The sequence below is a fragment of the Hymenobacter cellulosivorans genome (assembly GCF_022919135.1).
In the GTDB taxonomy this organism is placed as follows: domain Bacteria; phylum Bacteroidota; class Bacteroidia; order Cytophagales; family Hymenobacteraceae; genus Hymenobacter; species Hymenobacter cellulosivorans.
This window is the reverse complement of sequence record NZ_CP095049.1, coordinates 4,830,284-4,845,404: the sequence shown is the minus strand read 5'-3', so window position 1 is coordinate 4,845,404 and position 15,121 is coordinate 4,830,284. Positions and strand designations below refer to the sequence as shown.

Genomic DNA, 15,121 nt, shown 5'->3' with positions numbered 1-15,121 from the left:
GTACAAAGCCGCAACCCGGCCCAGAAGTTTTCGGAATTCGGCTTCCGGCTCCTGCGGGGCACGGCGGCAGTCTGAAAATGCCCTTACCACCGCCGGTAAGGCTTCCCTGCGGCTGAAAGAGGCCGTTACCAACGATGGTAAGGCCACCCCTTGCAAGCTTAATCCTGGCTGCCAGGTAGCGAATTAGCCTTTGGGTGGGGTTTCGGGGCGCTTGGGCGGCACCACCCGGCCCATAACCTGTCCCCGGCCCTCGATGGATTCCATCTGAATCAGCAACTCGATCGGCGGGCCGGCGGCGGGCGTGGTCACCGGCACTGTTTTGGGCTTGAAGGTGAAGGGACTGCCCTGAACCCACAACGTGAGCTGGCCCGCCCGTACGGGTGCCCAGCCAGAAGCCAGCACCAGCTCGAAGTGGCCGTTTTCGTCGGTTACAGTGCCGTATTGAGTGTCGTTGATAAAGAGGAAGGCCCCGGCTACGCCCGGCCCATTGACCCCGTCGAGCACCCGCCCGCGAATCACAACGGATTGCTGTGGGTCGGCCGTGGGGGTGGCACTGGAGGCGGTGGCCGTGGTAGGTGGCTGCTGAGGCGGCTGGGTGGCGCACGACGAAACCGACTGCCAACCCAGCAGAGCCAGGGCCGCCACAGCCCAGCGCCGCCAGCGGCTTGCCGGGGGCGGCGGGGCCAACTGCGTCACGTAGGCATTGGCACACACGCGCTGCCCGCTACGCTGGGCCAGAAAGGCCAGAATCTCGGCTTCGCTGAGGCGGGTAAAGTCAACCACTTCGGTGGCGCAAGCGGCACAGTGGCGACCCGCCGCCGTCGGCGACATGGTGGCCCAGGGCTGAGCGCAGGGCTGCGGAATTGAAATCATCGGGTTAATGGGCTAATGTGGAGGAAGGAAGATGCAGAGGTGCCATTGTGGTAAAGGTGTCATTGCCAGGCTGAAAGCCGAAGTAATCCGTCCTCTGCGGAGGTAGCCCCAGTCTTTTCCCACAAAGCACTTTTGCCTATGCACCGATTAGGCTTGTCAAGATAGAAGGCTCCGTCCATTTTAGAGAACGAATGGCTTCGCAAGCTCGCAAGGACATGAGCTTTTACCCTATTACTTCAGCACATTGCCCACATTGCCCACATTCGTCCATTACGAGGTGGCTTCGCCGGCAGTGCTGGCCACCAGGCGGGTGCTGCCGGGCACCATGGGCTGCTCGGGGGCCAGGGGCAGGGCGTGCTGGGCTAGCAGGTGGGCAATGACGGGCGGCTCAGGGCCGATGTGAAACTGCCGGGCCCGAATTTTAAGCTCGGCTTCTTCCCGGCTCACGCCCCGCTCGTGCTGCTGCTCGTGCTCTTCCCAGGTTTCGACCATAAAGTACTCTACCAGGCGGCTGGGGTCGGCCAAGTCGGCGTAGGTGCCCACGCGGATGGCACCTTCGCGGCGGCGGATGTCGGCTAGCTGGTCCATGATGAACACAAAAGCCTGCCGGTGCTCGGGTGCCACGTGGTAGGTGGTCGTGACGATGACCGGGCCCTGGGTGGGCACTGGCTCCTCGGCCAGCACCGGCTCCAGGCGGGGACGGGCGGGTGTAAAATCGATGGTTTCGCCGCTGCTCAGGGCAAAGCGCAGCACCAGCAGGGTGCTTAGCAGCAGCCAAACGGCGGCTCCGGCCAAGGCCCAGGAAATATCCACCCGTTCGGCCACCCCGCCCCACACGATGCTGCCCAGGGCCATGCCGCCCTGAATGGTGAGCAGGTACAGGCTGATGGTGCGGGCCTGCACCCAGCGCGGCACTACGGTTTGCACACCCACGCTAAAGGAGTTGAGCACCAGCATCCAGGCCAGCCCAACGAGCGTGAGCAGCGCGTAGAGCAGCCAGTGGTTATCAGCAAAGGCCAACCCCAGCAAACCCGCCGCAAAAGCCACCGTAGCCGCCGTGACGCGCCAGTTAATGCTCAGGTACTTATTGAGACGGGGCAGAATAAAGGCCCCAAGCACCGCGCCCAGGCCCATGCACGAGAGCAGCAGGGAGTAGAACGAGGTCGGCTCGTGGAGGCGGCGGGCCACTACGGCCGGCATCAGGGCAAACAGGGCGCTGGCCCCGAAGGTGAAGCTCACGCCCCGCACCAGAATGTTCTGCACCGGCGGGGCGTAGCGGGCGTAGCGGATGCCGCCCCGGATGGCGGCCAGGATTCGTTCCCCGGCCAGCGGGGAGGTTGCCTGGGGCTCCCGCTTCCAGCTCCAGACCATGTACATCGTGGCCAGAAAGGAAAGGCCGTTAATGAGAAAAGCCGCCCCGGCCGAGAAGTAACCGATAACCAAACCGCCCAGGGCCGGTCCGAAAGCCCGGGCCAGGTTAAAGCTCACACTGTTGAGGGCAATGGCCTGGGGCAGCTCCTTGCGGGGTACCAGCTCGGGCGTTACGGTTTGCCACACGGGGTTGTTCAGGGCCCCACCCAAGCCCAGCATAAAGGTGAGCAACAGTAGCAGCCAGGGCGTGGTAAAGCCCAGCAGCGTGACGGTAGCCAGTACCAGGGCCGTACCCGCCATCCAGGTCTGGGTGAGCAGCAGCATCTTACGGCGGTCCACCAGGTCGGCCAGGGCCCCAGCGGGCAGGCTAAGCAGAAACACCGGCAGGGCCGAGGCCGTCTGCAGCAAGGACACCAGGATGGGCGAGGGCGTCAGCTCGGTCATCAGGCCCACGGCCCCCACGTTCTGCATCCAGGTGCCGATGTTCGACACGAAGGAGGCAATCCAGAGCATGCGGAAAAACGGAATCCGCAGCGGGGTAAACGGCGAGGTACTGGCAGCGGGAGCGGCGGGAGCAGAAACGGAAGCAGGCATACCCGGGAAATACTCCGGACAGCCGGCCTGAGTTGCCGCCCCCGCTTACTTGCGGCGTGCTGTGGGCCTAGTGGTGGTGCAGGGCCGTCTTGGCGTCGGGCACGACGCCGAGCTGCCGGACCTCGCCTTTTTCCCAGGCATCGGCGCCGGGCGCCACGGGCGGGGCCACGATGTCGGCGCGCTGCTGTCGCTTTTGCTTAGAGGAAATACCCAGGCGCTTATCCCGCTGGGCCACCATGTTAGTATCAATCTGCCCGTCCTTGGTAAAGCCCATCATCAGCAGGGGCGTGCCCAGGGGCAGGGTTTTGTCCCGGTCGGTGTGCCAGGTGTGGAAGGTTTTGCCGTAGGTCGAAACCAGCTCTTCCATCAGCTCGTGCTCGGCCACGTCGGGGATGCCGGGTGCTACCAGCGTGCCCGATTTTACTTCGTGCACGTGGCTGTGCCAAAGGGGCTTTTCCTCGGCGGGCAGCTGCTCAAACAGTTTTTTCGAGACGATGTACTCGATGCCCATAATCTTGGCGTCGGGGCCGTTGCCGTCGTAAATCACGCACTGAGTCACGTCCTCGTTGAGCTTGGCGCAGAAATGGTGGGCTTCCATCTGTTGGCCCAGGGCCCCGTTGTAGAAGTGGAATCCGTCGAGGTACATGTTCAGCTTCTGCAGCGGCTCCTTGCCCTGGAGCACGTCGGCTCCGGCTTCCAGCACCCGCGTCTTGGCCGACTTCTCCGCGCCCGGCGCTTCGACCGGGGAGCGGGTGTTGTTGTCGCCGCAGGCGGTGGTAAGCAGCACCGTGGCCGTCAGAAAAGCAGGAGGGAAGCGAAGCAGAAGGAAACGCGGCATACGAAAAGGATTAGGTGAAAGAATAGCGGGGTAAAAACGAACAAGCCCCCGAGGATACATTCCCGGAGGCTTGTAACCGGTAATCTGGCTAGGTGCCAAATTATCGGGCGCTCAAGTTGCCGGAGGCAGCCAAACGGGCTCCGTGCAATAGGGTGATGAAGTTGGAGTATGGAAAAATCAGAGCAGTAGAAATACTAGGCCGAAGCCGCCGCGCCGGACGACAGTAGCTCATTTTGCCAGGCCACGGGCGGCTGAGTGGCCGGCGAATCCTGGTCAATCTGGAAAATCTTGTCGAGGTGGAGTACGCGCAGGGCGCGCAGCAGTTGAGCATCTACGTTGCGCAGCAGCACCTTGGCCCCGGAGGCTTGCAGCGTGAGCAGCTGGGAGGCAAAGTAGCCCACGCCGCGGGTGCGCAGGCAGCGCAGGCTCTGGCAGTCAATCAGCAGGCGGGGGCGGCGCAGCTTGTTGTAGCGCATCAGCAGGCGGGCCAGCTCCATGGGCTTGATTTCATCGAAGTCTACCCGAATCAGGTAGGGGGTAAAATCGTTGGCTGGGGAGGTAGTTAGGTTGTTCATAGTCGTGGTGTGAAAAGGAGCGGAACAACAGACACCCGAAGACTTTCAGCAGGTGGCCAACCGGCCCAAACGGCTACTGCCGCCTGGGTCAGATCTGTCGGAAAGTAAAATTAGTCAATGCCTTACGCTTATAACAGGGTATTTGCACGCATTTACGGCTGTGGTTACTACGGAATCCTTGCCCCGGGTTTGACGCGTACCAGGGCCGGGCGCTAGGCCTGGGCTGGGGCCCAGCGGAGCGGCAGTTTCCGCTCGCGGCCCAGCTCCCAGGTGTGGCTGTCGGCGGGCAGGCGCTCCAGGCAAAACGCCCCGCGCAGGGTACGGCCCGCGAAGGTGAGCTGCAGATACCCGGCGCGCAGCTCCTTTTCCAGCGAAGCTCCCCCGTCGGTAGGGCAGTTGCGCAGCAGGCAGGTGCCTTCGTCGATGAGGTGGGCCGGCAGCGGCAACGAATCGGTGGCTTCTACCAGGTAGGCCGGCGGCGTCAGGGCGGGCTGGGGCAGCGAGTCGGCGGGCAAAATCCAGTGGGCCAGCTGCCGCTCCCGGCAAAACAGGGCCAGGTGCAGGAAGGCCGCCCCGCCCGCGGCCCGGCGCAGTACAAACCGCAGCCCATCGGTAGCGGGGCCGTAGGGGTCCACCACTTCGGTATTGTCGAAGGAGCGGGCCCGGCGCCGCTCAGCGGGCAGGCGGACCCGGGTAGTGGGCTGGTTCAGGTCCAGCAAGGAAACATGGCCCAGGCAGCTGGGCAGAAATGCAGTAAACTGGTGATTCATAGCTCAGAAGTGCGGTTGCAGATACGAAAGAGAGTGGCTGGCTGTAGCGCTACACGCAAGGGGCAAGGCGGCAGTCCAAGAAATTGTAGTATGGATAGGATTTGTTCAAAGTAAACGGGAAATCTCCGCTTTCTACTCACGGGATACTACGGAAAAGCTGCGCCGTAAACACTGATTTTCAACTCCGTAGTAGGCGCGGCTTAGTACGGATACGAAAAGCCCCGAGGCAGGCCCCGGGGCTTTCAGAATACTGCACTGTAAGGAAGAACGTACCGCCGCCCCAGGGCTAGGGGCGGGGAGCGGCTAGGCCGCCAGGGGCCTGGTCGTGGCCGTTAGAATGGGTGCCCGGGCCGTTGGCCGCGTCGGGGCTTTTCGGAACGCCGTTGAGCAGAAATTCCCGCAGGCGGTTGATATGCGTCTTCATTTCCTCGATACGCTCTTCCTGCTGCACGCTGTAGGGGCCTTCGCCCCGGCTGGCCATGTTGGTGAGCAGGTTTTTGCGCTCCTCCATCATGCGCAGAGCTACCCATAGGCTTTCTTCCAGGCCGTGCTGGGTGCGCTGCAGCAGCATGTCGGCCGTGAAGGCGTGGCCCGTGTGGCAGCGGTAGCGCAGCAGCTTGCCGTGTTTGAGCTCGAAGAGGGAGCCGCCGCAGTCGGGGCAGGTCATGGGCACGGGGCGGGCCAGGCGCGTTACTTCATCAATAGTTCCCACAACTCTTTCCGCAATAGCGGCCTCCAGTTTGATGTCCTCCGGAATGTTCTGAACACTAGCTAAGGGCATGCGGGCCAGGCGGGTGAGCAAAAAGCCCATTTCCTTCAAAGGCACCACATAGTCGATGTCCACGTTGCTGAGCGCACTCTCGGGCATGCTCGGAAACTCGGCCTCGTGCGGGTCCTGCACCACCGTCAGGCCCCCGCTGCGCTTGACGAACTCCAGGCCGGCCGTGCCGTCGTGAAGCATGCCGGTGAGCACCACCCCGATAACGTTGGGGCCATAGTAAGCCGCCGCCGAGCGAAACAGGGCGTCGGCGGCCGGGCGGTAGTGGTTTTCGTGCGGACCCTTGGTCACCAGGAGGTAGCCGTCCTTTACCAGCAAGTGGCGGTCGGGCGGGGCCAGGTACAGCGTGTTGGGCTCAATCAATTCGCCGCCCTGGGGCAGCAGGCAGCGCAGGTTGGTTTGGCGGGAGAGGCGGTCTACCAGGTGCTCACCCGAAGAGTCGGGGGCAAAGTGCTGCACGATGAGTACGGCCGCCGGCAAGTCGGCCGGAAGCTGGGCCACCAACTGGCAGAGTGCCGGCATGCCGCCGGCCGAGGCACCAATAACGATGACGTGGGTAGGATGGTCCACGAAGTAGAAATAAGAGGATGAAAGGCGGTGGCAAGCCACCGACAAAAGCAGGAAAGTCTTTTAGATGTACGCAGCCCCACGCCATCTGGATATGGTGGCGCTTGCCGATGTGTAGCAGGCGGAAGCAGCCTTTGAAACCCCGCCGGTGACTTTTTTGTGCGTACTTTTGAAGAATTGTCGTAAGCCCTTAGTGCGCGGAAACCCTCAGCAGACGCTTGACCGAAGCCGCCTCAGCTACGACTCCGCTCAAAGATGAAGACACCCGCCCAAGCCAATTCCGACGAGGAGGAAACCATCCTGCCCGTTGCCCCCGCCGACTTACCCCTGGAGCCCCAGCCTTCGCAGCAGCAGCTGCGCGAGGCGGAGCGCCAGGAAAAGCCGAACGAAAAGTTTACCATCGTGGGGCTGGGCGGCTCGGCAGGCTCGGTAGGGGCGCTGGAAAAGTTTTTCCAACACATGCCCCCCGGCAGTGGCATTGCCTTCGTGGTGGTGCTGCACCTGATGCCCGATCAGCCCAGTCAGCTGGCCCAGGTGTTGCAGCAAAACACGAGCATGCTGGTGCTGGAAGCCACCGACGGGCAGAAGGTGCGGCCCAACCACGTCTACGTGATTCCGCCCGACCGTGACTTGAGCATTCTGCACGGCACGCTGCTGCTGTTTGCCCCCGAACAGCCCCGGGGCAAGCGCCTGCCCATCGACTACTTCTTCCAGAGCCTGGCCAAGGACGCCCGGGAGCGGGCCGTGTGCATCGTCTTGTCGGGCCTGGGCACCGACGGCACCGTGGGGCTGAAAATGGTGATGGAAAACTTCGGGATGGTGATGGTGCAGGCTCCCGATACGGCCGAGTACGACAGCATGCCCCGCTCGGCCATTGCCACCGAGTTTGTGGACTACGTGCTGCCCGCCGAACAGCTGCCGGCCAAGCTCCTCGAATACGTAAACAAGCCCCTGGGAGCCCGGCCCCGGCGCGAAGTGGCCGAGTCGGCCTCCCAGCCGGCCCACGCCCTGCAGAAAATCTTTACCCTGATCCGGACCCAGACCGGGCACGACTTCAGCTTCTACAAGCGCAATACCGTGTTTCGGCGCATCGAGCGGCGCATGAACTCCCACCAGATTCAGGAGTTCACCCACTACGTGCGCTTTTTGCAGGAAACTCCCTCGGAGGTAGAGGCCCTGTTCAAGGAGCTGCTGATCGGCGTCACCAAGTTTTTCCGCGACAAGCAAGCTTTCGATTTGCTGAAGGTGCGGCTGCTGCCCGTTCTGCGCGCCAAGCCCGCCGACAGCGTGGTGCGGGTGTGGGCCCCGGGCTGCTCTACCGGGGAGGAAGCCTATTCCCTGGCCATGACCCTGCTCGAAGCCATGGACGGCATCGACCCCACGCGCCACCTCAAAATCCAGATTTTCGCCACCGACATCAACGCCGAGGGCATTGACTTTGCCCGCGCGGGCCTGTACCCGGCCAACATCGAAGCCGACGTGAGCCCGGCGCGGCTGGAGCGGTTTTTTCAGAAAACCGACGGCCACTACCTGATTCGTAAGGAAGTGCGCGACCTGGTCATCTTTGCCCTGCACAACCTGAACAAGGATGCCCCCTTCACCAGGCTTGATTTGGTATGCTGCCGCAACCTGCTGATTTACCTCTCGGCCGAGCTGCAGAAAAACATCATTCCCATCTTTCACTACGCCCTCAACCCCAACGGCTTGCTGTTTCTGGGGCCGTCGGAGAACCTCACCGGGTTTCAGGATCTGTTTCAGCCCCTGGACGTGAAGTGGAAGATTTCGCGCCGCTCCGAAACTTCTTCGCCCCTGCCGCGCATCGTTAATTTCCCTTTTTCCCTGACCCCCCAAACGGCTTCCAACGCCCCCGCCAACAGCGCTATGCACCCTATTGCTCCCCGTAAAGACGGCCCATTCGCTTCCTTGGTGCAGAAAGTACTGCTGCGCACCTACACGCCGCCGGCCGTAGTCATCAATGCTCGGGGCGAAATCCTGTACGTGAACGGGCGCACCGGCCGCTACCTGGAGCCGGCCCCGGGTCTGGGCAGCATGAATCTGTTTGAAATGGCCCGCGAAGACCTCAACTACGAGCTCAGCGGCCTGGTGCACAAGGCCACCGCCACCCACGAAGACGCCGTGGCCGACAACGTGCGGGTCAAGACCGAAAGCGGCTACCAGCTGCTGCGCATCACGGTGAAGTACCTGGAGGAAGTCGACACGCTGGCCGGCCTGCTGCTGGTCGTGTTCGAAGACCAGCCCACGCCCCGCAAGGTGCGCCTGAGCAAAACCAGCCTCGGCGACGGAATGAACAAGGATGCGGCAGCCGCCCTGGAAAAAGAGCTGCACTACACCAAGCGCCGCCTGCAAATCACCATCGAGGAAATGGAAAGCAGTGTGGAGGAGCTCAAAAGCACCAATGAGGAACTGCAAAGTGCCAACGAGGAACTGCAAAGCACCAACGAGGAGGCCATGACCAACAAGGAGGAAATGCAGAGCCTTAACGAGGAGCTCATGACCCTGAACATGCAGTACCTGAGCAAGACCGAGGAACTCTCGATGGCCGCCAACGACATGAAAAACCTCCTCGACGCCACCGAAATTGCCACCATCTTCCTCGACAATGACATGGTCATCAAGCGGTTTACGCCCTCGGTAAGCCGTATCATCAAGCTGCTGCCCTCGGATGCGGGCCGGCCCATCACGCACTTTGCCAGCAACCTGCGCCACGAAAACCTGGCCGCCGACATTCAGCAGGTGCTCGACCGGCTGGTGAGCATCGATTCCAACATCCAGACCACTACGGGCGAATGGTACGCCATGCGCATTCTGCCCTACCGCACCCTCGACAACTACATCAGCGGCACGGTCATCACCTTCACCGATATTTCGGGCCTGAAGCACCTGGAGGAGCAGCTGCAGGAAACCTCGCGCTTTGCCAACAGCATCATCGAAACCGTGCGGGAACCCCTGCTCGTGCTCGACCAGCACCTGCATATTCTCACGGCCAGCCGCTCGTTTGCCCAGATTTTTGAGGTGGATGCCGACGCCGTGCGCCATCTTTCCCTCGCCAAGCTGCAGGGGGGCGCCTGGAACCAGCCCGAGCTGCGCCGCCACTTGCAAACCCTGCTCGACCGGCAGGCCGAGGAGTTCAATGGCCTCGCCCTGACGCTACTTCTGCCCGGGACCGAGCCGCGGGAAGTGGTAGTGCACGGTCGCCGCATTATGAGCGAAGGTCACGAAACCGGCCGCCTGCTGCTAGGCGTGGAGCAGAAAGAAGCCGGACGCTAGCCGGTTCGAGTAGTGGAGATAAGTCGTTCGATAAGGTTGAGCTTCCGTATTGAAGGTAATTTCTCTAGCTTGTCCGTATGAATACGCCCCATTCCCAGTCGGCTGCCTCGGTGCACGCGGCCCTGCAAGAGCTGCGGGAGCGGGCCGAAAAGCGCAAAAGTCTGGTCACCCAGAGCCTGAGCGAGGGGCTGCCCGCGGACGTGCAGCGCCTGGTGCAGGACTTGCAGGTGCACCAGCTTGAGCTGGAAGTGCAGTACGAGGAGCTGCTGCTGGCCCAGGCCGAGCTCGAAACCATGCGCGCTCAGTACGTGGACCTCTACGACTTCGCGCCGGTGGGCTACTTTAGTCTCGACCCGCTGGGCGTTATCACTCAGCTGAACCTGAAGGGCAGCCAGCAGCTGAGCTCGGTGCGCCAGCGCCTGATCGGGCGGCGCTTCACCTGGTTTGTCGACCCGGAGTACCGCGCCGCGTTTCAGCAGTTTCTGGTTCGGGTGCAGGCCAGCGAGCAGCGTCAGACGCTGGAGCTGATATTGCGGCGGGAAGACGGTACCGTATTTTATGCCCTGCTCGAAGGCCTGGCCGTGGCCCGGGAACCCGAGGCGCAGCCTACCCACTGCCGCGTGGTCGTTATCGACATTACCCGGCAGCACGAAGCCAAAAAGGCTCTGGAAGCCAGCGAAGCCCGGTTTCGGCGGCTCTTTGAGCACAGCTCCGACGCGGTGGTGCTGCTCCAGGACAACTACTACCTCGACTGCAACGCGGCGGCCATGCACCTGCTCGCCGCCCTGGACCGGGAGGAAGTAGTAGGCCACCACATCACCGATTTTTTTCCGGAACGGCAGCCCGACGGTACCCCCAGCCTGCAGCTCATCAACACGGTGGTGAAGGAAGCCATGCGGCAGGGCTCGGCCAAAATGGAGCTGCTCATGCAGCGCATCACCGGCGAGGAAGTGTGGGTAGAGGCCGTCATCACGCTGTTTGCCCTCCAGAATAAGGCGCCCTTGCTGCACGTGGCCTGGCGCGACGTGACGGCCGCCCGGGCCGCCCGCGCCGAGCTGCTGCGCCAGAAGGAATTCTCGGAAAGCCTGCTCGACAACAGCGTGGACGGCATTCTGGCCTTCGACCAGGAGCTGCGCATCACGGCCTGGAACCGGGTGCAGGAAGCGTTTTCGGGCCGCTCCGAAGCCCAGGTGCTGGGGCAGGGCGTGCTGGAGCTTTTCCCCGAATACGCCGGCGGCGAGCAGGAAGAAGGAATGCGCCAGGTGCTGCAGGGCCGGCGCATGATGCGCCAGGACATGCCGTTTCATTCCAGCCAGGGTTATTTCGAGTCGTACTTCGTGCCTTTGGCCTCGCCCGAGGGCCGCATCAGCGGGGCCCTGGTCCACATCCGCGACGTGACCGAGCGGGTGCGCCTGGCCGAGGAGGCCACGGCCCTGAAGCTGCGCCAGCAGCAGGAAGTGCTGGCCGCCATCCTCACGACCCAAGAGGAGGAGCGTAAGCGCATTGCCGAGGCCCTGCACAACGGCGTAGGCCAGTTGCTGTACGCAGCCAAACTCAACCTGGAAAACCGCTCGGGCACCACTCAGAACCGCGCCGCCGCCCTGAGTTTGATTGACGAGGGCATCAAGGCCACCCGCTCCATCTCGCACGAGCTGACGCCGGGCATCCTGGAAGACTTCGGACTGAAAATAGCCCTGGAGGAGCTCACCAAGCGCATTCCCAAGCAGCAGCTGCACGTGCACCTGCACTTAGACGGCCTAGAGCAGCCCCGGCCCCGCCTCTACGACGTGGCTGCCTACCGCATCGTGCAGGAACTGCTGACCAACATCATCAAGCACGCCCAGGCCCACGAAGCCTACCTGTACGTGGTGCACGAAGACGGCAATCTGCACATTACGGCCGAGGACGACGGCATCGGCTTCACCCAGTTGGCGGCCGACACGGGCAAGCAGGCCAAGGGTATCGGCCTAGCCGGCATCCGCAACCGCCTCGACCTGCTCGGCGGCACCATCTTCGTCGATTCCCGCCCCGGCAAAGGCTCCATCATCACCATTGAAATTAGGGTGAAGTAGTGAACTGGTGAGCCGTCGTTCAATGTGTCCTTGCGAGGCGCAGCCGAAGCCATCCGTTCTGTGCGCAAGTAGTCCCGCACTTTTACGAAAAATCCCCTTCCTGCAGGCCGTAGGAAGGGGATTTTACATTAGAAGGCTGAGCACATTTCAGAGGACGGATTGCCACGGCTGCGTCTCGTAAGGACACGTGGCGTTGAACAGCAACTCACCAATTCACCAATTCACCATCTCACCTACAGCCGCACGCCGATGCCGGGGCCGAGCAGGAAGAAGGGCTTGCCGGCGGAGAGCAGGTAGCCGCCGCCGAGGTAGAGGGGGAAGGTAAGCTTGGCGTCGCGGCGAGTGGGGTAGATGGAGCCCAAAATAACCACGCCCAGGTCCCGGTTACCGCCGTTTTTGCTCAGGTCAAAGGCATTGAGGGCCACGAAGCCGGCCCCCACTTTATACGGGCGCAAGCGGTTGATTTTCTCAGGGTGGTAGAAGCTCAGTTGGCCCAGCATGGCCAGGGAAATACCACCGAACGAGGTGTAGCTCGACTCGCCCTTGTACTTGGTGAGCAGGCCGCCGGGGAAGCTCACGTCGATGTCGAACTTGATGCGGCGCTTGAGCACCAGCTCCAGCTTCTGGGTGAAGCCCGGCTCTTGGTACTGACTCTGGTTGTGCCGGATGGTGATGATAATCGTGCTCCAGTCGTCCAGGTCGTAGGTTTTGCGGGAGCTGAGCAGGTTGTTGAGGCTGATGTTGCCGACCTGGCACTGCTTGTCCTGGTAGAAGGCGGCCCGCACCGAGTTGTCGCCGGGGCAGACCACTACGTTGTCAATGGTGCGCATCTCAATCAGCTCCCCTTTGGCGTTCTGGGTCCGGATGTCGAAGGTCAGGTACTGCTTGCCGTAGAGTTGGGTTTCGGTGTCGATGCCGTTGGGGTTGAAACTGAATACGACGTCGGAAATGGTCCGGTCGTAGAGCACCGGGCCGTTGAGGCGGTTAATCACCCGCGGACTTTCCCGAAGTTGACGGCCACGAAGTCGAGCGGGTGGGGCCGCTGAAACTCCTTCACTGCCAAGGCATAACCCGTGGGCTGCCCGGCGTTGAAGATGGTGACGCGGCGCTTGTCGATGGTTTGGGGCACCTGCACGCGGTACACCACCGCGGCGTCGGAGCGAATGGAGGAGTCCGAAGGGATGATGGCCACGTCCTCGAAGTGGAAGCGGGCCTTCTGCAACGACTCCCCTTCGAGGCGCACATCCACGGTTTCGCCGGGGTTCACGTTCAGGCTCGGGCTCCAGTCGCCGCCGCGGTGCCGCACCTGCACGCTGCTGATGGCCGTTTTGGGCGAGATATTGAAGTTGGTGATGTACTTGGCCTGGTCGTTTTCCTTGATGTAGAGGTAGCTGTCGGTCTGACGGTGGGTGTTGTAGACGCGCAGCCAGCACAGCACCCGGTCGTTGGTCAAATACTGGCGGGTGAAGAGCTCGGCCATCAGGGCCCCGCCGGCTTCTTCCTGGTCCTCAATGCGGTAGGTGCGCTTCAGGTCAAACGTGCGGCCGTTGTCGAGGATGATTTCCACGCCCCGGCGGCGGGCGGCCTCGTCCATGGTTATTTCCTTTTTATCGACGCTCAGAAACCGCAGCCGGCTGGCTTTTACGGTGAATTCCTGGCGCAGCGGGGGCAGGCCGTAGCTGAGGCGGCGGTTGTTGTCGGTCAGGAAGGGCCGCTCGGTTTGGGGCCGCACCGTAAGCAGGCGGGTGCCCAGCTCGTTGGGCACCACCCGCAGGCGCAGTTGCCCTTTTTCCTGCACGATGCGCCAGTCGATGTCCTGACCCTTGGTCCATTCCGAGGAGACGCGGATATTTTTGGGGTTGTTGCTGGTCAGGTCGAACACCTTTTCCTCGCCCACAAACAGCTCGGTGTCGTTGGGCTTAAACTCCAGCGTGGTGCGCGTCACGGGCAAGAGGTTTACCGTCTGGGTCAGGGGCGGGCGGCCCGTGCTGTCGTTGGCCTGGGTGAAAGTGAGCTGCAGAAAGCGGGCCGCGGGCAAGTCCTTGAACCGGATTTTGGTGCGGTAATACTGGCTCCCAACGGCCGTGAGCGAGTCGAGCAGCACGAAGTCGGCGGAGCGACGCAGGCGCACGGGCTTTTGCCAGCTCAGCGGGTAAAGCAGCAGCTCGGCCGTTTCATCGTCTTGGCGGTAGTAGAAATACAGGTTGGGCTCGCCCTGCACGGCAATGGTGTGGCGACTCAGCGAGTAGCGCGTGGTGTCGGTGCGCAGCGTGAGCTCACGCAGCAAGGGAGTCGAAGAAGAGGGAGCCGTTTGGGCCTGGACCGAGGCGGACAGGCACAGGAGGGCGGCCAAGCCGGCAAGCCAGCTAAAACCCGGAAGAAAACGCACGGGGCACTGCATCAGAAGTGAGGGGAGCGGGCAAACCGGCAATTCGGTTCCCGTTTAAGCTCGCAAAGGTAGCAGCTACTGAATCCTATCCAGGCGGTTTTCGTCCAATTCCTCAGTTTTTCTCGGCCAACGCTGGCTCAGGCTGGTTTTTGCCCCGGCGCTTGTCCCACCACACGTAGGCTACAAACAGCACCACGCTAACAACCGACACCCAAAGCAGGCCGCTTTTGAGCCGCTCACTGTTTTCGCCCAGCCAGGCCAGCAGGGCAATCAGCGGGGCCACGCCGGCCACCGTGGCCAGGATAAAGCGCACGTAACCCAGGCGCGCCACGCCGGCCACGAAGCTTACCGCGTCGTCGGAGAGGGCCGGGGAGAGGCGGGCAATAACCACGGCCCAGGTGCCGTAGCGCTGTACTTCCTCCACCATCTTTTTCTCGTTTTTCTCCCCAATTAGGCGGCTGATAAACGTTTCGCCGGCCGAGTGGCCCAGCCAGTAGCCCACCGACGAGGCCACCACGCAGCCCACCAGGGCCAGCAAGGAGCCCCACCAGGGCCCGTAGGCCAGAATAGCCACCAGAATCAGCAGCACCACGTTGACGACCACCAGAAACATTTGCAGCACCATGGCCGCCACAATTACCACCGGGCCCCAGTAGCCAAACTGCTTGATCCAGGCCGAAACCTGGGCCTGCTCCCCGCTTTTGAGCACCGTGTAGGCTTCCTTGGCCGTGGTTTGGAAGGCGGGCCAGAGAAAGTAGCAGGCCGCCAGCGCCAGGAGCAGGCCCCCGGCCAGGTAAAGCGGTAGTCGGCTGCGGTGGGAAGCGGAAGAGGCGGGCATTTCAGGCAAAAGCAGCGGGTCCGAAAAGTGAGCAAATGACCCCGAAATGCTTTCTGCGGGGCAGTTTTAGCCGGGGCGTCCGGGGTTTACGCAGGCCGGGCCCAGGAGTTGGCGGCAACCCGGCCGGGGCCAATGGGGTACTAAGGAGCTCGAAACTCCGCCACAAGC

At 62.4% G+C, this 15,121-nt stretch carries 11 protein-coding genes; 2 read left to right on the top strand and 9 right to left on the bottom strand.

The window, feature by feature from the left end; all coding sequences use genetic code 11:
- Positions 1-183: 183 nt before the first annotated feature.
- The 6 genes from MUN80_RS20490 to MUN80_RS20465 form a co-directional block, all read right to left on the bottom strand.
- The gene (locus tag MUN80_RS20490; protein ID WP_244715823.1) at positions 184-873 is read right to left on the bottom strand and encodes a peptidase associated/transthyretin-like domain-containing protein; all 690 of its coding nucleotides are present in this window, start codon (positions 871-873) and stop codon (positions 184-186) included.
- A gap of 270 nt (positions 874-1,143) precedes the next feature.
- The gene (locus MUN80_RS20485; RefSeq protein ID WP_244715821.1) at positions 1,144-2,838 is read right to left on the bottom strand and encodes an MFS transporter; all 1,695 of its coding nucleotides are present in this window, start codon (positions 2,836-2,838) and stop codon (positions 1,144-1,146) included.
- 67 nt (positions 2,839-2,905) lie between these two features.
- Positions 2,906-3,676, bottom strand: coding sequence for an OBAP family protein (locus tag MUN80_RS20480; RefSeq protein WP_244715819.1), 771 nt, complete (start codon positions 3,674-3,676; stop codon positions 2,906-2,908).
- A 194-nt stretch (positions 3,677-3,870) separates the two neighbouring features.
- Positions 3,871-4,251, bottom strand: a complete 381-nt coding sequence (locus MUN80_RS20475; protein ID WP_244715817.1) for an STAS domain-containing protein — start codon at positions 4,249-4,251, stop codon at positions 3,871-3,873.
- A gap of 212 nt (positions 4,252-4,463) precedes the next feature.
- Entirely contained in the window at positions 4,464-5,021 is a 558-nt protein-coding gene (locus MUN80_RS20470; RefSeq protein ID WP_244715815.1) for a hypothetical protein, read from the bottom strand.
- A gap of 286 nt (positions 5,022-5,307) precedes the next feature.
- Entirely contained in the window at positions 5,308-6,369 is a 1,062-nt protein-coding gene (locus MUN80_RS20465) for a chemotaxis protein CheB (RefSeq protein ID WP_244715813.1), read from the bottom strand.
- Positions 6,370-6,621: 252 nt separating this feature from the next.
- On the opposite strand from MUN80_RS20465, the gene MUN80_RS20460 reads away from it, so the two are divergent.
- Entirely contained in the window at positions 6,622-9,654 is a 3,033-nt protein-coding gene (locus MUN80_RS20460; protein ID WP_244715811.1) for a CheR family methyltransferase, read from the top strand.
- Between the two features lie 77 nt (positions 9,655-9,731).
- Positions 9,732-11,726: a PAS domain S-box protein gene (locus MUN80_RS20455; RefSeq protein WP_244715809.1), complete on the top strand. Its 1,995-nt coding sequence runs from the start codon at positions 9,732-9,734 to the stop codon at positions 11,724-11,726.
- 233 nt (positions 11,727-11,959) lie between these two features.
- On the opposite strand, the gene MUN80_RS20450 is transcribed toward MUN80_RS20455, so the two are convergent.
- The 3 genes from MUN80_RS20450 to MUN80_RS20440 all read right to left on the bottom strand — a co-directional run bounded on the left by MUN80_RS20450 (position 11,960) and on the right by MUN80_RS20440 (position 14,953).
- Entirely contained in the window at positions 11,960-12,718 is a 759-nt protein-coding gene (locus tag MUN80_RS20450) for a hypothetical protein (protein ID WP_244715807.1), read from the bottom strand.
- Positions 12,715-14,079 (bottom strand): hypothetical protein, encoded by a 1,365-nt coding sequence (locus tag MUN80_RS20445; RefSeq protein ID WP_244715805.1) that lies wholly within the window; start codon positions 14,077-14,079, stop codon positions 12,715-12,717. Before MUN80_RS20445 ends, MUN80_RS20450 begins: the two co-directional genes overlap by 4 nt.
- A gap of 148 nt (positions 14,080-14,227) precedes the next feature.
- Positions 14,228-14,953 (bottom strand): TVP38/TMEM64 family protein, encoded by a 726-nt coding sequence (locus MUN80_RS20440; RefSeq protein WP_244715803.1) that lies wholly within the window; start codon positions 14,951-14,953, stop codon positions 14,228-14,230.
- Positions 14,954-15,121: the final 168 nt, after the last annotated feature.